We start from the raw sequence: 17,468 nt of genomic DNA, 5'->3' as shown, positions 1-17,468 counted from the left end.
ACCGTCAAGGTGGCCGATTCCACCGTGCACGCCACGGCCGGCGGCTTCCGAGCTGCTGATCGTGAGAGAGGCGACAACGTGCACGGTTGGTTACACTCTCGATACGATGGGTGGTGAGCGATACATGGTTACGCGCGGATTCACGGGACGCCCTCGACGCACGGAAGGCGCGGTCCCGCCAGGGCAGTTCGTCACCCGTGACTTCCCGGTCCTCACAGCGGGCCCGACCCAGCACGTACCGACCCGCGCGTGGGAGCTGGTGGTCACCGACGGGACCACGGAGAAGACCTACGCGTGGGCATCGCTGCACGATCTGGGCGTGGTGGACCTGACCACCGACATTCACTGCGTCACCCACTGGTCCAAGCTGGGGACGACCTGGCAGGGCGTTCCGGTGGCGGCCGTGCTGGAGGACGCCGGGGTGGCCGACGAGCCCTACGCGCTGGTGTCCTCGTACGGCGGCTACACCACGAACGTCCCGGTGGAGGACCTGGTGGACCGCGACGCGATGGTCGCGGTGGGCTACGAGGGCGGTCCGATCCCGGCCGAGCACGGCGGGCCGGTCCGGCTGCTGGTGCCGCACCTGTATCTGTGGAAGTCTGCCAAGTGGTTGCGCGGGATCCGGGTGATGCCCGAGGACGAGCTGGGGTTCTGGGAGAACGCTGGCTACCACCACCGCGGTGACCCGTTCCTCGAACAGCGCTACTACGGTGACTGACCGTTCAGCCATGCCACCGCGCGTCCGCCCCGTTCACGGCTGGCGAGCCGCCACTGTCGCCGGTACGACGCGTGAGAGCGCCTCGGCGCGCAGCATCCGGCTCGCCATCGCCGGCTGGCCGGGGCATGTCGCCGGGCAGCACATCGACGTCCGGCTCACTGCCGAGGACGGATACCAGGCCACCCGCAGCTTCTCGCTGTCCTCCGCGCCCGGTGAGGCGCCGCAGATCACCGTGGAACGCGTGGACGACGGCGAAGTGTCTCCGTACCTGGTCGACGTCGCCACCGACGGTGATGCCCTGGAGGTCATGGGACCGGTGGGGGGCTATTTCGTGTGGCAGCCCGGCGACGACGTACCGCTGCTCCTGGTCGCCGGCGGCTCCGGCATCGCGCCGATGCGCGCCATCTGGCGGGCCGCCCGCGCTCACGGCACTCCGGTGCGACTGGTGTACTCCGCGCGCACCGCGGGCCGGGTCATCTTCGCCGACGAGCTGCGCAGTCCCAACGGGCCGGAGACCACCGTCCACCTGACCCGGGAACGCACGGCGGGGTTCGAGCACGGTCGGCTGAGAGCCGAGCAGCTGAACGCGCTGCTTCGTCCGGGTGGTGTTCGCGAACCGCGGCTGCGGGCTTACGTGTCCGGCCCGACCGCCTTTGTCGAGGAAGCCGCCCGCGGACTGATCGGCGCCGGCTTGGACGCCGACTCGTTGAGGACCGAGAGGTTCGGATAGGAGGCCCGCAGTGAACGCAGAGGAAGACCTCCTCTCCGTGCCCCCGGAGGACGGCTGTGTGGATGGCAACGCCGTCGCCGGGGCGATGTCCCTGGCTCTGGGCCGGGACGCAACCATGATCGTCCTGGAGTGTGCCGAGTGCGGGGATCGGCACCGCGTCGCCGAGACCAGGGTCTATCTGCGCTGTCCCGGCATGGTGGTGCGCTGTCCGGCGTGCTCGTCGTGCGAGGTGCTGCTCGTCGACCGACCACGCCAGCTCCAGCTCACCCTGATGTCGATCCGTACCTTGGAGCTGCCGTGACCCCCGCCCCGCCGGGCGACGACCGAGAGGCGGTGGCCGAGCGGCGTGCTCGGGCGGCCCGATCGCTGGCATGCGCGGACATCGTCGACGCCCTCGGACGAATCCATCGGCACCACGCACACATTCACGACCTCGTCACTCCGACACCAGGCCGGGTCCTGTTCGGCCCAGCGGTCACGATCTCCTTCTTCCCCTCCTGTTCGGTGATGGCGGACCCCGAGACCCACACCTTCGGCGCTCTGTTCCAGCAGGCGGTGGGCGTCAAATCCGACGATGCCCGCGGCAAGGTGCTGGTACTGGCGAGCAACGGCCACCGCGACGTCTCCATCGGCGGCGCCACCAAGCTTTCCCTGCTGGCGCGCTACGGCCTGGCCGGTGTGCTCACCGACGCACGGCTGCGAGACTTCGCCCAGCTGAAGTCCTACCCCTTCGCGGCCTACTGTTCCGCGGAGGCCGTGCGATGGGGCGGCGATGTGATCACGCCATACCAGGCGAACGTGCCGATCGTGGTCGCGGGGGTGGGCGTGCACCCGGGGCAGTACGTCTTCGCCGACGACTCCGGCGCGGTGGTGATCCCCGAACCCGACATCGACGCCGTGCTCGACGGAGCCGTGACGGTGGGCAAGGAGGAGGCCGCGTTCCGTGCCCGGGTCGAACAGGAGCGCACGACCGGCCGAGCCGGCACCGAAGGACAGCAGGAACGCTGACACACCAGGGCAACGAGGGACATCACTCCGGCCGAAGCGGGCTCTGTGGGTCAAGCTCGCTCGGGGCACCATGACCTCACGTCGCCGACATGGTCGGATCGCGCGGTTCCCGGCGTTCCTGCCCGACCCGGCCGGCAGCAACGGGAATGTGGCAGTCGGCCGTCAGATGTGCCTGCAGCGGGCCCGGCGAATATTGGGGCCCGCTGTTGCGCTGGTCAGGATGGGAGATGTCAGCAGCCTGTTGAGGACCGAGGACAGGGCGCTCTTCCCGGTGGAGTCGACTGACATGCCGTAGTAGTCCTTCACCTGAACCAAGGCGCGAGCGTAGGTGCAGAGGTAGGCGGTGCGGGAGCGCCAGCAGGTGACAGGCTCAGGCCCCTGAGTGCGGTGGCCAATCGGCGGTAGCTGATGAGGGCTGTGGCGAAGGCGAGGAAGTGTTCGGCCTTGCGCTCGTAGTGGCAGTGCAGGTGTCGGCAGCCGGCAAGCGTAGACCGGCCCCGACGGTGGACCGTGAAGGAAGACACCCTCACCGCCGACGCCGGGCACAGGGTGCGCGGGGCACGGAACCGGCAGAGGCTGCACCAGGGCATTCTGTCAGCCGGTCAGATCTCCGCGCACACGCCTCGCGATGGCGGGTCAGGTTGAGGGATCAGCAGATGGCTGCGGCGCGTGGTAGTGACGGCGAGCAGGCGTCGCCTGCGTGTCTCGCGCGCCCTGTGACACGCTCTTGGATCGCCGGGCGGGCACGGGTGGAGGCTCTGCGATAACGGTCACCGGCGGAGACCCCTGGACAGCCGCGCCGACGGTGCGTATCCGGCCGCCGCCCTCGACGCCCAGTGCGGCGGTGGCACGAAGGCCGACATCCCGGCGGCTGTGTTCAGCAGCTCCTACGGCCCCACGCCGGCGGCCTCGACCTCGATGAGTACCTGGCCGGTGCTGGACACCGGGGCTCGGAAAGGTTGAGGAGGATGACCTCCCTCGGCCCCGGGCGCGGAGACTCCGCTTGCTTCCCATACTCGTCCTTTCGTCAGGTCGGGTTGCCGGGTCGCCGCCAGTCCTGTGTGCTGCCGCGTCGAGGGCCCCGGACCGGGGAGGCGTGGGTGTCAGGTGGCGGTGGTCTACAGCATCTCCTGATCGTGCTGGTAGGCAGCGAGGAGAAAGATCCAGATCTCGCTGACAGTGGGGAAGGGGGCGACCGCGTGCCTGAGCCGTTTCAGCGGGATCTCGCCAGCGACCGCGATGGTCGCCGAGTGCAGGAGTTCGCTGACACCGGGGCCGACGAAGGTCACTCCGAGCAGGACCTCCCGGTCGAGGTCGACGACCAGCCGGGCGTGGCCCTGATAGCCGTCGGCGTAGAGGTGGGCGCCCTGAGCGGCGTTGAAGTCCAGGTCGACGGTCTTGACGCGGTACCCGGCGCGCTCCGCCTGTTCGGCGCTCAGGCCCACTGCGGCCGCCTCGGGGTCGCTGAAGAAGACCTGGGCTACGGCGTGCTGGTCGGCGGTGGTGGCGTGGTCGCCCCACGGCGTGTCGTCCAGCGGGCGACCGGCGGCGCGGGCGCCGATGGCGTCGCCTGCGGTCCGGGCTTGGTATTTGCCCTGGTGGGTGAGCAGGGCACGATGGTTGACGTCGCCGAGGGCGTACAGCCACTCGCCGTCGACCCCCTGCACCAGGCAGGTGGTGTCCACATCGAGCCAGGAGCGGGGGGTGAGGCCGACCGTGTCCAGGCCGATATCTTCGGTGGCGGGGGTCCGGCCGGTGGCGCACAAGACCTCGTCGGCCTCCAGCTCGCTGCCGTCGTCGAGGGTGAGGGTGACCGGCCCCTGCGGGTCCGGGCGGCGCACGACGGTCACCTGCACGCCGATCCGCACATCCGCGCCCGCCTCGCTCAATCCCTGAGCGACCAGTTCGCCGGCGAAGGGTTCCATGCGGGGGATCAGGCGGCGCCGGGCGAGCAGGGTGACCTGGGAGCCGAGGCCCTGCCAGAGGGTGGCCATCTCGATGCCGACTCCGCCGCCGCCGATGATGGCGAGGCGAGTGGGCACGGTGCTGGATTCGGTGCCCTGCCGGCTCGTCCAGGGACGCGCCTCGGCGATGCCCGGGATGTCGGGCAACGCCGGTCGGCTGCCCGTGGCGATGGCCACCGCGTGCCGAGCCGTGAGGGTCTGCCGGGCGCCGTCGTCACGGGTGACGCTGACGCGTCGCGGCCCGTCGAGACGGCCGTGGCCACGGAAGAGGTCGGCTCCGATGGACTCGAGGAACAGAGCCTGTCTGGTGTCGTCCCAGTGGGAGACAGAGCGGTTGCGACGGGTGAAGACGCCATCGGCGTCGACCCGACCGGTGACAGCCTGCCGGGCACCGTCCACGCGCCGCGCGTCGGCGAGCGCGATGACCGGCCGCAGCAGCGCCTTACTGGGCACGCACGCCCAGTACGCGCAGTCACCGCCGACCAGTCCCCGTTCCACGACCGCTACGGAGAGGCCGGCGGCACGGGCGCGGTCGGCGACGTTCGCACCGGCCGGGCCTGCGCCCAGCACAACCACGTCGTAAGGCACTCCTGTCTGGGCTTCGTGCGATTCGCTCATGTTCTTCCTCGCATTCCTGGGAGTGCCTGACGACGGTCGAGGCGGTGGTGATGCTGCCCGTCGGGGCTGGTGGGTCGGGCCTGGGCGGGGCTCCCCGACCAGGCCGGCCCGTCGGTCAGCCGTGGGCATGCGGTGTGACGACTGGCCATTCGTTGTCGGTGTCGGCGAGGACATCGAAGGAGTTCGTGAGGATGTTCAACGCCAGATTGCCCACGCCCCAGCGATCTCGGCGTCGACGCGCACGGCCGGGGCAGCCCTGAGCAGCGTCTCACCGATGTGGCCGCGGGAATGGCGTGGGACAGATCAGGAACTGCGGCGGCGTGCGGGTCGACGGACTCCGCGTGGCGGGCACGCTCCAGTCCCCCGACGCCGACCTTGGCGACGCGCGCGCCTCTAGGGACACGCATCGAGTCTCATGCGCGTCGGATGACCAGCACGGCCACGTCGTCGAGGTGATCCGTCTCGGCCACCGCGTCGAGTACTCGGTCTGCGGTCGCCTCGACGCCGAGCCCGTCCTGGAGGGCTCGACCGGCCAGCGCTCCCGCTCGCTCTAGTCCGGCGTCCAGGGGCAGGGCCGGCCCTTCGACCACACCATCGGTGACCATGACCAGCGCGGTGCCCTCTTCCAAAGTGAAGGTCTCCTCGGGGTACTCGGTGCCAGGCACGATTCCCAAGACCGGCCCGGCCGGAAGTGGGCGGATGGTGTGGCTGCCGTCGTCGCGCGCCTGAAGCAGTGGCACATGGCCAGCGCTGGTGCCGATGACCTGTCCGTCATGCGGATCGAGGTGCAGCATGGTGCAGCTTGCGAAGCGTGGCGCGTCCATCGCGACGAGCAACTCGTTGGTACGCGTCAGCACCGTTCCTGGGTCAGGTTCGTCGGCGGCGATCGCGCGCATGGACGAGCGCACCTGGCCCATGAAAGCCGCGGCATCCGCGTCGTGCCCTTGAGCGTCGCCGATTTCCAGTGCGACCGCACCGTCGGGTAGGGAGAATGCGTCATACCAATCTCCGCCGATATCCAGCCCGTCCCGGCTGGGCTGATACCGGGCGGCGATCTCCAGGCCTGGGAGGTGTTCCGGCAGTGTCGGGAGCATGCTCTGTTGAATCGCCGTGGACAGCTCGACGTGGGCTTGTTGCAGCCTGATGCGCTTTAGTGCCTGGCCTGCCAATTCGGCCAGAGCCGTCATGAAGGCGCGCTTCTCAGAGGAGGGGGGGTGCTCACTCTCGTAGGTCACCACCCAGGCCCCGAGCGGCCGGTCGCCCGCCGGGCTGAGGGGGGTGATCGACAAGGCGGTGCCGGGGACGGGGTGCGGCAGGGGCAGACCGTCATCATGCAGCCAGCGGCGAACCAGCTCCTCGTGGTTGGGGAAGAATCGGGCCTGGCCGGTACGGATCACGCAGGGCAACGGCCGGTCCTCATCCAGTGACAGGCCGTGCAGAGCATCAGCCACCCACGTGGGAATCCCGGCGTCCGAGGAGACGCGCAAGCGCCCGTCGTCGACGACGGCGAAGAGCGCGCCAAGACCGCCGACGGCCGCAGCGAGCCGGGCCAGGACAACCTGCTGCAGTTCCTGCTCGGTGGCGGCGGTGAACAGGGCGGAGGAGAACGCGGTGATCCCATCGGCGCGCTCGCGCTCCGCGCTCACCTCGGCCAGCATCTGTTGGCGGTGCGTCTCCGACTGGGTATCGTCGCGCATCACCGCGAAGACCCGTTCGGGGCCGCCGTATCCCAACTGGATCCGGCGGGTCTGGCCTGCGAGAACACGCCAGCCATCGTGCTCGGTGAGGAACCGCGACCTGATCCACGGGGACTGGGCGGCGGACGAGCGCACAAGCCGCTGCACGTTCCTCCGGTCGTCAGGGTGTACTCGCCTGATCATCTCGGACAGGGGCACCGACGCCTGCGGGAAGAGCGCGGCCAGAGCGGGTGCGCCGCCCAGTGACTCCACCTGATGCTCATCGGGGGAACACATCCACAGGCCGAGGCCGGCATCCTTTGCCGCAAGCTGGAACGGGATCAGCAGACCACCGAGGTCGTGTCTCGCGTCCAACGAATGCAGCCATACAAGCCGCTCGCCGCTCGAGGGATCAGTCACCGGTCGCGCCTCGACGAGGCAGACCACAGATGCGGTGCTCGTGCCGGGAAATTCCAGCACGTGCATCGCAAGCCTATTCGTCGTGGCCCCGTGCGCCAGCAGGCTTTCAGCCGGGATGCGCTGATCCTCGGAGAGTAGATCAACGAAGCCATGACCCACGCACTGTTCCCAGGGCTTGCCCAGTGCCGTGGCCATCGCGGCGTTGAGGGAGCGGATGACACCGTGCAGAGTCAAAAGAGCCGACGGTGTGGCCCTCTGAAGAAGTTCGTCCGCGGCGTCCACTTGCCGCTCCCTGAGCATCGTCGAACGATGTGATCTCTTCGTCCTGCAACAAGAGTATCTGCCGTAGCGGTGGAAATCCCGGGCAAGGGCCAGCACCGCGGTCCTCTTTGCCCAGCCCCGGAAGAGCGTCCCACCGCGACACACTCCGCTGACCCGTACGCCTGGAAGCGGCTACTGAGCTTGGCGTACGGCGAGGGCGGGAGACGTGGCGAAGGTCTGCAGGTGGTCGATGGCTGCCTGCAACGCGTCTTTCAGCGGAGCGATGTCCCGCGCGACCTGGGCGAGGAGCATGCCGCCCTGGAAGGCAGCAAGGAGCAGATTGGCCGTCACGTGGCAACGGCGGCACGTTCGCGGGCTGTGCGGACGGCGGCGGTGAGGCTGGTGAGGTCGTAGGCGCCGTGGTGTCTGCGGCCGTTGATGAAGAAGGTGGGGGTGCCGGCCACGCTGCTGAGGTCGGCTGACTCGACGTGCTCGGCGATGCGGGCTGCGCCGGTGTGAGTGCGCATGTCTCGTTCGAAGCGCTCGGTGTTCAGGCCGATAGCGGCCGCGTGGGCGTGCAGGTCTTCGATGCGGAGGGCTTGTTGGTGGCTGAGCAGCAGGTCGTGCATGTCCCAGAAGCGGCCCTGGCGTGCGGCGGCTTCGGAGGCTTCGGCGGCGAGTTGGGCGTGGATGTGCACGTCGTTGAGGGGGAGGTGGCGCCATACGTAGCGCAGGTCTCCGAAGTCGGCGAGGAGTTCTCGGACGACGGGCTCGGCCTGCCCGCAGTAGGGGCATTCGTAGTCGCCGTACTCCACGACGGTGACAGCGGCGTGGTGTGGCCCTCGGATGTGATCGTGGTCGAAGTCCACGGGCACGGCCAGGTCGACGATCGTCTCCGCCTTCCCGAGCAGGGCCCTAAGGCGCAGCGCAGGCGGCAGAAGGCCGATCGCTGCGGTGACGAGCCGGGCTGTCAGGAAGGAGCAGACGAGTGTGGCGAGGATGCCGAGCTTGGCCTCGTTGAGGCGTGCGCCGTGGAAGGCGAGGGTTGCGATGAGCAGGGAAACGGTGAACCCGACTCCGCACAGCGCGCCCCCGGTGGTGGCGGCGCCCCAGCCGACCGGGAGGCGCAGCCGGCTGCGGGAGGCGAGCGTGGTGAGCGCACAGGCCCCGACGATGCCCAGCGGCTTGCCCAGGACGTAGGCGATGAGGATGCCCAGGGTGACGGGTGAGGTGAAGGCTCGTGCCAGTTGGCCGCCGCTGATTTCGATGCCGGCGTTGGCGAGGGCGAACAGCGGGACCACCGCGTAGCTGGTCCAGGGGTGGTAGATGCGTTGCAGGCGGTCGTTGGGGGAGATTGCCGAGGCGATTCCGGTGCGGACGGACCGTTCCAGTTCCGGGGTGGGCTGCTCGCGGAACAGCCGGAATAGGCCGCTGGCGTGTTCCAGGTGGGCGCGCGAGGCGGGGTAGGCGTAGGTGAGCAGCCCCAGGGCGAGACCGATCACGACCGGGTCCACACCCGACTCGAGCAGGGCGACCCAGGCGACGACGCCCAGCAGCGCGTACACGCCGCCGTGGCGTACGCCGAATCGCCGGGTGAGCAGGACGAGTGCGAGGGTTGCGATGGCCACGACGAGTGCGGGCACGGTGATGCGGTCGCTGTAGGCGAAGGCGATGACGCCGAGGGAGAGGAAGTCATCGACCACGCTCAGCAGGAGAATGAAGACCCGCAGTCCGGGCGGCATGCCGCGGCCGGCGACGGCCAGGACGCCCAGGGCGAACGCGGTGTCGGTAGACATCGCCGCGCCCCAGCCCTGCTCGCTGCCCTGGCCCGCGTTGATGGCGAGGTAGAGGGCGATGGGCACGATCATGCCGCTGAGTCCCGCGACGAGCGGCAGGGTGAGCCGCTTGCGCTCGCGCAGTTCTCCCATGTCGAACTCGCGGCGTGCCTCTAGACCGACGACGAAGAAGAAGAGCGTCATCAGGCCGCTGTTGACCCACTCCCGCAGGGCGAGCGAGATCCCGTACGTGCCGAAGCGGAAAGACAGGCGAGTGTCCCAGAACGACGTGTAGGCCGAAGGTGCCGCGTTGGCCCAGATGAGTGCGGCGAGCGCGGCGACGACCAGGACGGCGGCACCACCGGTCTCCGTACGCAAGAAGGCACGCAGCGGGGAAGGCGATCCGCTGCCGCACAGCGTCTGACCGGTATAGGCCTCTGGTTCACGGGACATGGGTCAGATTCTCGTTCGAGACGTGGCTGACCGGCCTACGAAGGGGCGGAGAGCGGTGTGTCGGCGTGGGGCGCTTCGCAGTCAGGCGGGCTCGTGGGCCATGGCAGAGGGGCACGGGCCAGGTTCGTGCGAGCCCCGTCGGCTGAGTCCAGGCGCTGGAGCACGCGGCCTCGCATGCGCCGTGCGTCATGCTCCTCGAGCTTGGCGTACGCCGGCGTCGGGAGACGTGGCGAAGGTCTGCAGGTGGTCGATGGCTGACTGCAGCGCGTCTTTCAGCGGAGTGATGTCCCGCGCGACCTGGGCGAGGAGCATGCCGCCCTGGAAGGCGGCAAGGAGCAGATTGGCCAGTTGCGTGGGATCTGCCTCAGCGCTGATGCGGCCGAGTTGCTGCATGCGCTCGATTCCCTCGCGGAAGATCCCCCTCCACTGGTCGAAGGCGCTGGCGAGCTCGTCGTGGACGTCGAGGTCCGTCTTGATGATCTCGCTGGCCAGGGAGCCGAGGGTGCAGCCCTCCTGGTAGGCGCGCTCGTAGCCGACGTAGAAATCCGCCCACGCCCGGAGCGCGTCGAGGGTGTCGAAGCCGGCGAATCGCTCGTCGCGGTGGAAGGTGAGGACGCGTTCGGCCTGCCATGCGATCACGGCCAGGACGAGGCTCTCCTTGGTCGGGAAGTAGTGGTTGATCTGCGATCCGCTGACGCCGGCGGCGCGGCGGAGCTGATCGTTGTTCGTCCCGTGGACTCCCTTTGTGTAGATGAGCTCCGCAGCATGCTCCAGGATGCGGGCCCGCGTGGCCTGCCCCTTTGACGTGAGCTTGTGAGGCGCCTCAGCTGCCGTAGTGGTGGTCATGTCTCAACGATACCTCGGATTGGGCTTGACAGCCCAAAACGAGAGGTGTTCACTCTGAGAAGTGGGCTGCGCAGCCCAAAAAATTGCCCGGGGTTTCGCAGTCTCAACTGGACCGGATCTCTGAAGCAGCAAGAACCGACCTGGGCTCGACCCTGACCCCTCACACAACACCGGAGGTTGATTCGTCATGTCACGACTGAACGCGCCCTCTCCTGACGAGGTCCTCGACGGGGCGAAGGGCATCCTCGGCAACATCGGCGCGCAGTTCGGGTTCGTCCCGAACATGTTCGGCGCTCTGGCGTCGAACCCGACCGTCCTCGACGTCGTCATGACGCTGCAGGACAGCTTGAGCCGGGTTCTGGACGCGAAGACGCGGCACACCATCGCGCTCGCCGTCTCGCAGGCCAACGGCTGCGACTACTGCCTGGCAATCCACACCTACGTGTCATCCAAGCTCGGCGGCATGTCGAGCGACGAAATCGACCTGGCCCGGGCCGGGAGCTCGATCGATCCCAAGCGCGCCGCGGTCGCTCGTTTCGCTCAGCAGGTGGTGAACAGCCGCGGTCAGGTGAGCGACACCGACCTCGCGGCCGTGCGAGGCGCCGGGTACACCGACCCGCAGATCCTGGCGATCATCACGGTGGCGGTCCAGGTCCTGCTGACCAACTTCATCAACAACGTCAACCAGACCGACGTCGACATCCCCGCCGTCAGCTCGGCCGGCACGCCCGGCTGACCGCCGGGACCCCCGTCGAGGCCGCGCACACGGCCGGCAAACCCTCACCGCACCAGAAACGATCACTTGGGAAGGTTCGCTATGCCGGGCTCCGACCTCTATGAGAAGTTCATGGCACTGCACACCCGCGACGGCGGCCTCGTCATGCCGAACGCATGGGACGGCCTCTCGGCGCTGATGCTGGCCGATGCCGGCTTCGAGGCGATCGCGACGTCGTCGGCGGCACTCGCCGCCACACTCGGCCGGGGCGACGGGCGTCACCAAGTAACCCGTGGCGAGCACCTCGCGCATGCGCGGCTGCTCGGCCGGCTCACCGGGCTGCCCGTCACCGGAGACTTCGAGGACGGCTACGGTGATACGCCCGAAGACGTCGCGGCGACCGTGGAAGCCGCCGTCGCCTCCGGCCTGGCCGGTATCGGGATCGAAGACACCTCGGGCAATCCCGATCAACCGATCCGCGACTTCGACGATGCCATCAACCGTGTGCGTAGTGCTGTCAACGCAGCCAAGCGACGCATCGTCGTCACCGGCCGCACCGACAACTTCCTCCAGGGCCGGCCCGATCTCGACGACACCATCCGGCGTCTGACGGCCTTCGCCGAGGCCGGCGCGGATGTGCTCTACGCCCCCTACCCACCCGACCTCGACGCACTCGTCGCGATCGTCACCGCCGTCGCACCGACACCGGTCAACGTCCTCATCTCGCCGGCAGACAAGGTGCTGACCGTCGCTGAACTGCAGAAGGCCGGGGTCAAGCGCATCAGCTTGGGCCCAGCGCTCTACACCCACGCCATGGAGGCACTCCAGCAGGCCACCAAGGCGCTCGTCGCCGGCGACCTCACCACCGCAACGACAGGAATCAGCTTCGAGCGCATCAACGACCTGCTCACCCGGGGCGCGAACCAGCCCTAACCCGCACCGCTGCTCACCCATTCATCGCAAGAAGAAGGCAGATCGACATGAACCTCGACCAGCTCATGAACAAGCACCTCACCAGGTACTTCGACCCCAGCAAGACCATTCCGGAGGAAACCCTTCAGCAGCTGCTGAAGTTCCTGCGCTCCACGCCGTCATCGGTGAACGTCCAGCCCAACCACTTCTACGTTCTCGCCACACCCGAAGGCAAGGAGCGGCTCGCCAACAACCTGGGCGAACGATTCCGGGACAACGCCGAGAAGATCCTCAACGCGTCGCACACCATCATCCTCACCACCCGGGCAGATCTGCCCGACACCCACCTGGAGGCGGTGTTCGACAAGGAGAGGGCCGACGGCCGGTTCCCCGACCCGGCCAAGCAGGAGCTGTGGGAATCCATGACCCGGGACTTCCTCAGCCTGCGCACCTACGGCTACAAGGACCTGAACCACTGGATGGAGAAGCAGACCTACATGGCGGTGGGTCTGACCATGATGGCGGCCGCCGAGCTCGGCGTCGAGGCCACCCCGCTGGAGGGGTTCGACCCGACCAGTGTCGACAAGGCCTTCAAGATCCGCGAGAGCGGACACACCACGACGGTGCTGCTGGCCCTCGGCTACCCCGACCCGCAGAGGGTGTACACCACCCCGATCTCGCGTTTCGACGCCGACCAGCTCTTCACCTTCATGTAAAACCCACCCGGAAACGAAAAAACCCACCACACAAGGAAGAAGCATTTCGATGAAAGCCATTGTGGTCGCCGACCAGGCCGCAGGAGTAGCCGGAATGACGCTGACGGAGCGGCCCGAGCCGCTCGCAGCGATCAACGACGTCATCGTTCGGATCCATGCATCGGGCTTCGTCCCGACCGAGATGGAGTGGCCCTCGACCTGGACCGATCGCGCCGGCCGTGACAAGACACCGTCGATCCCCGGCCACGAGCTGGCCGGAGTGGTCACCGCCCTCGGCTACGGCACGACGGGGCTCTCGGTCGGGCAGCGAGTGTTCGGCCTCGCCGACTGGCACCGCGACGGCACCCTCGCCCAGTACGTGGCGATCGAAGCACGTAACCTCGCACCTCTGCCCGGCGACGTCGACTTCACCGTAGGCGCGTCCCTGCCCATCTCAGGCCTGACCGCGTGGCAGGGGCTGTTCCAACACGGCCGCCTCCAGGCCGGCCAGACCGTCCTCGCCCACGGCGCAGCCGGGGCAGTCGGGACGATGGTCACCCAGCTCGCACGGGAAGCCGGCGCCTACGTCATCGGCACCGGACGGGCCGCCGACCGCGAGAAGGCACTCGACTTCGGCGCGCACGAGTTCGTCGACCTCGAGAACGACACGCTCAAAGACATCGGCAGCGTCGACCTGGTCTTCGACGTCATCGGCGGCGACGTTCAACAGCAGTCCGCCGCCCTGATCAAGCCGGGAGGAACGCTGGTGTCCGTCGTCGGCCCGGTCGAAGCACGGCCCGCTGACGGCCTGGCCATCGACTTCGTCGTCGAAACCGACCGCGCCCAACTCGGTGAGATCGTGCAGCGGGTGCGCGACGGACGGCTGCGGACCAACATCGGGGACGTCGCCAGCCTCGACGACGCCGTCAGCGCCCTCAACCCGACCACGCGACGCCGCGGCAAAACGATCATCCGCGTCCTGCCGTAGACGGCCGTGTCGGAGATCAGAACCATGACCCGCCAGCCGGTCGGTGGCCGTCCGCTGCCGGCCACCGACCGGCCCGAAGGACCCGAAACGACACACGGCAGGCACTCGAACCCGACCCAGGAGTTGATCACTGTGGACGGACAGGAACTGCAGAAGATCGCGCGTGACCACACCGCGGAACTGCCCGGCACCCACCAGGAGCATCGTTTCGACTCCGACTGGGAGCTCCACAAGGTCGGCGGCAAGGTTTTCATGCTCATGACCGACATGCCGGGACACCCCGTCGTGATCCTCAAAGCCGACCCGGACGACGCCACAGCCCTGCGCAAGCAGCACGCAGACATCACCCCCGGCTACCACATGAACAAAAGACACTGGATCACAATGCAAGGCGGAGACACCATCGACGCCAAGCTGGTCAAGGAACTCGTCACCGACTCCTACCGTCTCGTGGCCGGCGGGCTCCCCAAATCCAAGCAACCCACGGATCCACACACCCACGACCACCACGCCTGACCCTCGCCATGCCCGTCCTGCGACGGCGTCGCAGCACTCATCTGGAGCCCTTCATGCGCGTGTTTGTCACCGGCGCCAGCGGCAGCATCGGCTCGGTCGTCGTTCCCGAGCTCATCGCCGCCGGTCACGAGGTCCTCGGCCTCGTCCGCTCCGATGCCGCGGCTACGGCCGTCGCCGCCGCCGGCGGGACGCCGCTCCGCGGCGACCTCACCGACCTCGACAGCCTCCGCACCGGCGCCACACAGGCCGACGGTGTCATCAACCTCGCCTTCAGCAACGACTGGAACAACCTGGAACAGGGCATCGACGAGGAAGCACGCGCCGTGCACACCCTCGCCGGCGCACTCGCAGGCAGCGGCAAGCCATTCGTACATGCCGGCCTCACCCCGATGATCCCAGGCCGCACCTCCACCGAGGACGACCCCGACACCACCGACGGCCCGGTCGGCGGCCGCGGCCGCACTTCCCAGATGGTGCTGACCCTGGCCGACCAGGGCATCCGCTCCTCTGTCGTGCGGCTCCCGCGCTCCGTACACCAGCGCGGGTCGCAATACGGCTTCTGCTCAGTGCTCATCGCCACCGCGCAGAAAACTGGCGTGTCAGCGTACGTCGGCGACGGCACACAGCGATGGCCAGCGATCAACCGGCTCGACGCCGCCCGGCTGTTCCGCACCGCACTCGAGGACGCCGCGCCGGGCACAGTCCTGCACGCAGTAGCCGACGAGGGCGACACCATGAAGACTCTGGCCGAGACAATCGGCGGCGTTCTCGCGATGCCGGTCGAGTCGGTGCCGCCCGAGCGCTTCGGCGTCGTCGGCCGCGTCTTCGCCCTCGACATGCCATCGTCCAGTGCACTGACCCGGGAACGGTTCCGCTGGCAGCCCACCCACCCCAGCCTGATCGACAACCTCGCCGCCGGCGACTACCCCGCCCTGGGCTGAAATCCTCGGGACGCCGCCGCATAGGTGCAGACGCAATCCGGTAGATCCTCGCTCATCGGAGTCGCGTGGTGTCCCAGAGGGCGTGGGAGAGGCCGTCCCACACACCGCGTTGAAAGGAACCCTCATGCATGACAGGCGGGCTTGTTGGCAAGAACGCACTGATCAGCGGCTCTGGCCACGGCATTGGCGCAGCGATCGCGACCGGACTTGCCCAGGCCGGACTCGAAGTCATCCTTCTCGCCCGCACCGCCGACCACCTCGGCGAAACCGTCAACGCCATCAAAGCAAGAGCGTCGATTGTTGAGGTTCGCATCGTGACTACCGATCTGACCAACGACAACCAGCGCACCACGGCCATCGACGACCTTCTGTCCGGCGGCCCGGTCGATGGTCCGATCAAAAACGCGGCCACTGTCGAGCCTCCCGGCGCCCGCACCGCGATCAGTCCAGCGCAGCTACGGCAGGCCTTTGAGAATGATTTGATACGAGCTGGACGAGGTGTGCGCCGTGCGGTGGCCGAAGCCGTGCGCGAAGCTGTCCGCACCGGCCGTCTGGCCCCGGGAACACGGCTGCCCTCCTCCCGCCAGCTCGCCGCCGACCTCGGTCTTGCCCGCAACACCGTGGCTGACGCCTATGCCGACCTCGTCGCCGAGGGATGGCTCACCGCCCGCAGAGGCTCGGGCACACTCGTGGCAGCCAGGATGATCACTCGGCCGATCTTGGCGCGCTCGGCCGCCGAGCCGTCCGGTGACCCTTGCCACGACCTGATCCCAGGCAACTCTGACCTCACCGCTTTTCCTCGTGCAGCTTGGCTGAAGGCGACACGCCGCGCCCTGGCCGCGGCCCCCGACGACGCGCTCGGCTACGGCGACCCCCGCGGTCGGCCGGAGCTACGGGCCGCACTCGCAGACCATCTCACTCGAGCCCGGGGCGTGCACGCCGGTCCGGAACACATACTGATCTGCGCCGGCGTCTCCCACGGCCTGCAGATCCTGAGCGCAGTCCTGGCCGGGCGGGGAGCGAGGAACGTCGCCGTCGAGTCCTACGGCCAGGACGGGTACTTCGGCCTGCTGGCGGCTGCTGGGCTGAAGACCGTCCCGCTTCCCTTCGATACCCACGGCACCGACCCGGTGCCGCCTGTCGACACCGATGCGGTCCTACTCACACCGGCTCACCAGTTCCCTGTGGGCACGACGCTGCAGCGCGATCGCCGGACGGCCGTCGTGGACTGGGCCAGACGGACCGGCGGGGTGGTCTTGGAGGATGACTACGACGGTGAGTTCCGGTTCGACCGCCCATCTGTAGGGGCGCTCCAAGGACTCGACCCGGACTGCGTGGTCTACCTGGGTACCGCCAGCCATACCCTTGCTCCTGGCCTGCGGCTGGCCTGGATGGCGCTGCCTTCCACGCTCGCTGAGGAAGCCGTGGCGGCCAAGGGGCAGATCGACTCGTGCGAGGTATTCAGCCAGCTGACGATGGCGGAATTCATCACCTCCGGCGCCTACGACCGTCACGTACGTGCTGCCCGTCGGCGCTACCGCGATCGACGAGACGCTCTCGTCGCAGCCCTGGCCCAGCACGCCCCAAAAGTGCGGGTCATCGGGACGGCGGCTGGCCTGCACACCGTGCTCGGTTTGCCGCCCGGGACCGAGCAGCGGGTCCTTCAGTCGGCAACCCGGCAGGGCCTCAAAGTGGCCGGCCTGTCTCGATACCGCCATGAACGGTCCCCGAACGCCATGGCCGATGCCCTCGTCGTCGGATACGGGGTGCCCTCCGACGCTGCGTGGCCTCAGGCGCTCTCCGCACTCGTGCGGATCCTTTCCTGACGCGCCCCCAAGTAGCGGGGCCCCGAACTGATCTCTTTGTGGTTACGGCGTCACCTCACGCCCTGGGAAGATCGGCCGTGCGAACGAGGCTCATCATGGAAGGATCAGCCCGGAGGAGCTGGCCGAGGCCACGGGGCTCACCCAGGCCCAGATCGAGCTTGGGATGTTGTGGCAGGACCTGGATGCCCTGCACTGGCACAACGAGTTCGGGAAGGGCGACGGACCCGAGGGCGCACAGTGATTGCGTTGCGGGCGTGAGCGCGACTAATCAGGCTTCCTCACCGGATATGCCGAAGATCCGTTCCATGCTTTCGTCCCACAGACAAGGCCACCCACGTGCGCGATGTCCACCGCCGCAGCCCTGTTCTGTGGCTCGGTCGCGCCTCAGGCGCCCATGAGATGCACG

17 protein-coding genes and 1 pseudogene are annotated in these 17,468 nt (G+C 68.3%); 11 read left to right on the top strand and 7 right to left on the bottom strand.

Annotation, left to right across the window (positions count from 1 at the left end):
* Positions 1-124 precede the first annotated feature (124 nt).
* The 4 genes from ABZ919_RS26740 to ABZ919_RS26725 are packed head-to-tail and all read left to right on the top strand — an operon-like array spanning position 125 to position 2,456.
* Positions 125-718 (top strand): molybdopterin-dependent oxidoreductase, encoded by a 594-nt coding sequence (locus tag ABZ919_RS26740; protein WP_361252540.1) that lies wholly within the window; start codon positions 125-127, stop codon positions 716-718.
* 10 nt (positions 719-728) lie between these two features.
* Positions 729-1,448, top strand: coding sequence for an FAD-binding oxidoreductase (locus ABZ919_RS26735; RefSeq protein WP_361252537.1), 720 nt, complete (start codon positions 729-731; stop codon positions 1,446-1,448).
* A gap of 10 nt (positions 1,449-1,458) precedes the next feature.
* Positions 1,459-1,749 (top strand): DUF6510 family protein, encoded by a 291-nt coding sequence (locus ABZ919_RS26730; RefSeq protein WP_361252534.1) that lies wholly within the window; start codon positions 1,459-1,461, stop codon positions 1,747-1,749.
* Positions 1,662-2,456: an RraA family protein gene (locus ABZ919_RS26725; RefSeq protein WP_361252531.1), complete on the top strand. Its 795-nt coding sequence runs from the start codon at positions 1,662-1,664 to the stop codon at positions 2,454-2,456. The genes ABZ919_RS26730 and ABZ919_RS26725 overlap by 88 nt, the downstream gene beginning before the upstream one ends.
* Positions 2,457-2,618: 162 nt before the next feature.
* Here ABZ919_RS26725 and ABZ919_RS26720 read toward each other — a convergent pair whose 3' ends face one another.
* The 7 genes and pseudogenes from ABZ919_RS26720 to ABZ919_RS26690 all read right to left on the bottom strand — a co-directional run bounded on the left by ABZ919_RS26720 (position 2,619) and on the right by ABZ919_RS26690 (position 10,469).
* Positions 2,619-2,771, bottom strand: coding sequence for a hypothetical protein (locus ABZ919_RS26720; RefSeq protein ID WP_361252615.1), 153 nt, complete (start codon positions 2,769-2,771; stop codon positions 2,619-2,621).
* Positions 2,772-2,848: 77 nt separating this feature from the next.
* Positions 2,849-2,947: pseudogene (locus ABZ919_RS26715) on the bottom strand (IS5/IS1182 family transposase); the annotation flags it as partial.
* Between the two features lie 627 nt (positions 2,948-3,574).
* Positions 3,575-5,038: an NAD(P)/FAD-dependent oxidoreductase gene (locus ABZ919_RS26710; protein ID WP_361252528.1), complete on the bottom strand. Its 1,464-nt coding sequence runs from the start codon at positions 5,036-5,038 to the stop codon at positions 3,575-3,577.
* 413 nt (positions 5,039-5,451) lie between these two features.
* Complete coding sequence (locus ABZ919_RS26705) at positions 5,452-7,434, bottom strand: SpoIIE family protein phosphatase (protein WP_361252525.1); 1,983 nt, start codon at positions 7,432-7,434, stop codon at positions 5,452-5,454.
* A 153-nt stretch (positions 7,435-7,587) separates the two neighbouring features.
* Positions 7,588-7,746 (bottom strand): hypothetical protein, encoded by a 159-nt coding sequence (locus ABZ919_RS26700; protein WP_361252523.1) that lies wholly within the window; start codon positions 7,744-7,746, stop codon positions 7,588-7,590.
* Entirely contained in the window at positions 7,743-9,623 is a 1,881-nt protein-coding gene (gene nhaA, locus ABZ919_RS26695) for a Na+/H+ antiporter NhaA (RefSeq protein ID WP_361252520.1), read from the bottom strand. The genes ABZ919_RS26700 and nhaA overlap by 4 nt, the downstream gene beginning before the upstream one ends.
* A gap of 186 nt (positions 9,624-9,809) precedes the next feature.
* Positions 9,810-10,469: a TetR family transcriptional regulator C-terminal domain-containing protein gene (locus tag ABZ919_RS26690; RefSeq protein WP_361252517.1), complete on the bottom strand. Its 660-nt coding sequence runs from the start codon at positions 10,467-10,469 to the stop codon at positions 9,810-9,812.
* Between the two features lie 187 nt (positions 10,470-10,656).
* On the opposite strand from ABZ919_RS26690, the gene ABZ919_RS26685 reads away from it, so the two are divergent.
* From ABZ919_RS26685 to ABZ919_RS26655, 7 genes are all read left to right on the top strand, one after another.
* Positions 10,657-11,205, top strand: coding sequence for a carboxymuconolactone decarboxylase family protein (locus ABZ919_RS26685; protein ID WP_361252515.1), 549 nt, complete (start codon positions 10,657-10,659; stop codon positions 11,203-11,205).
* A 111-nt stretch (positions 11,206-11,316) separates the two neighbouring features.
* A complete protein-coding gene (locus ABZ919_RS26680; protein WP_361252513.1) occupies positions 11,317-12,117 on the top strand; it encodes an isocitrate lyase/phosphoenolpyruvate mutase family protein in 801 nt (266 codons plus the stop codon).
* Positions 12,118-12,164: 47 nt separating this feature from the next.
* The gene (locus ABZ919_RS26675; RefSeq protein ID WP_361252510.1) at positions 12,165-12,812 is read left to right on the top strand and encodes a nitroreductase family protein; all 648 of its coding nucleotides are present in this window, start codon (positions 12,165-12,167) and stop codon (positions 12,810-12,812) included.
* Positions 12,813-12,861: 49 nt separating this feature from the next.
* Positions 12,862-13,779 (top strand): NADP-dependent oxidoreductase, encoded by a 918-nt coding sequence (locus tag ABZ919_RS26670; RefSeq protein WP_361252507.1) that lies wholly within the window; start codon positions 12,862-12,864, stop codon positions 13,777-13,779.
* A gap of 132 nt (positions 13,780-13,911) precedes the next feature.
* A complete protein-coding gene (locus ABZ919_RS26665) occupies positions 13,912-14,295 on the top strand; it encodes an MmcQ/YjbR family DNA-binding protein (RefSeq protein ID WP_361252605.1) in 384 nt (127 codons plus the stop codon).
* A gap of 53 nt (positions 14,296-14,348) precedes the next feature.
* Complete coding sequence (locus tag ABZ919_RS26660; RefSeq protein WP_361252504.1) at positions 14,349-15,236, top strand: SDR family oxidoreductase; 888 nt, start codon at positions 14,349-14,351, stop codon at positions 15,234-15,236.
* Between the two features lie 128 nt (positions 15,237-15,364).
* Positions 15,365-17,062, top strand: coding sequence for an aminotransferase class I/II-fold pyridoxal phosphate-dependent enzyme (locus ABZ919_RS26655; RefSeq protein WP_361252502.1), 1,698 nt, complete (start codon positions 15,365-15,367; stop codon positions 17,060-17,062).
* Positions 17,063-17,468: the final 406 nt, after the last annotated feature.

It is taken from the genome of Streptomyces sp. NPDC046759 (assembly GCF_040645475.1).
Lineage (GTDB): Bacteria > Actinomycetota > Actinomycetes > Streptomycetales > Streptomycetaceae > Streptomyces.
This window is presented reverse-complemented; position numbering and strand designations above follow the sequence as displayed.

Excerpts from the sequence above, each read along its gene's own strand:
- ABZ919_RS26670 (WP_361252507.1), top strand. The coding sequence starts at position 12,862 with ATGAAAGCCATTGTGGTCGCCGACCAGGCCGCAGGAGTAGCCGGAATG.
- ABZ919_RS26655 (WP_361252502.1), top strand. The coding sequence starts at position 15,365 with ATGACAGGCGGGCTTGTTGGCAAGAACGCACTGATCAGCGGCTCTGGC.
- ABZ919_RS26735 (WP_361252537.1), top strand. The coding sequence starts at position 729 with ATGCCACCGCGCGTCCGCCCCGTTCACGGCTGGCGAGCCGCCACTGTC.
- ABZ919_RS26680 (WP_361252513.1), top strand. The coding sequence starts at position 11,317 with ATGGCACTGCACACCCGCGACGGCGGCCTCGTCATGCCGAACGCATGG.
- ABZ919_RS26675 (WP_361252510.1), top strand. The coding sequence starts at position 12,165 with ATGAACCTCGACCAGCTCATGAACAAGCACCTCACCAGGTACTTCGAC.
- ABZ919_RS26710 (WP_361252528.1), bottom strand. The coding sequence starts at position 5,038 with ATGAGCGAATCGCACGAAGCCCAGACAGGAGTGCCTTACGACGTGGTT.
- ABZ919_RS26685 (WP_361252515.1), top strand. The coding sequence starts at position 10,657 with ATGTCACGACTGAACGCGCCCTCTCCTGACGAGGTCCTCGACGGGGCG.
- ABZ919_RS26660 (WP_361252504.1), top strand. The coding sequence starts at position 14,349 with ATGCGCGTGTTTGTCACCGGCGCCAGCGGCAGCATCGGCTCGGTCGTC.
- ABZ919_RS26705 (WP_361252525.1), bottom strand. The coding sequence starts at position 7,434 with ATGCTCAGGGAGCGGCAAGTGGACGCCGCGGACGAACTTCTTCAGAGG.
- ABZ919_RS26690 (WP_361252517.1), bottom strand. The coding sequence starts at position 10,469 with ATGACCACCACTACGGCAGCTGAGGCGCCTCACAAGCTCACGTCAAAG.
- nhaA (WP_361252520.1), bottom strand. The coding sequence starts at position 9,623 with ATGTCCCGTGAACCAGAGGCCTATACCGGTCAGACGCTGTGCGGCAGC.
- ABZ919_RS26740 (WP_361252540.1), top strand. The coding sequence starts at position 125 with ATGGTTACGCGCGGATTCACGGGACGCCCTCGACGCACGGAAGGCGCG.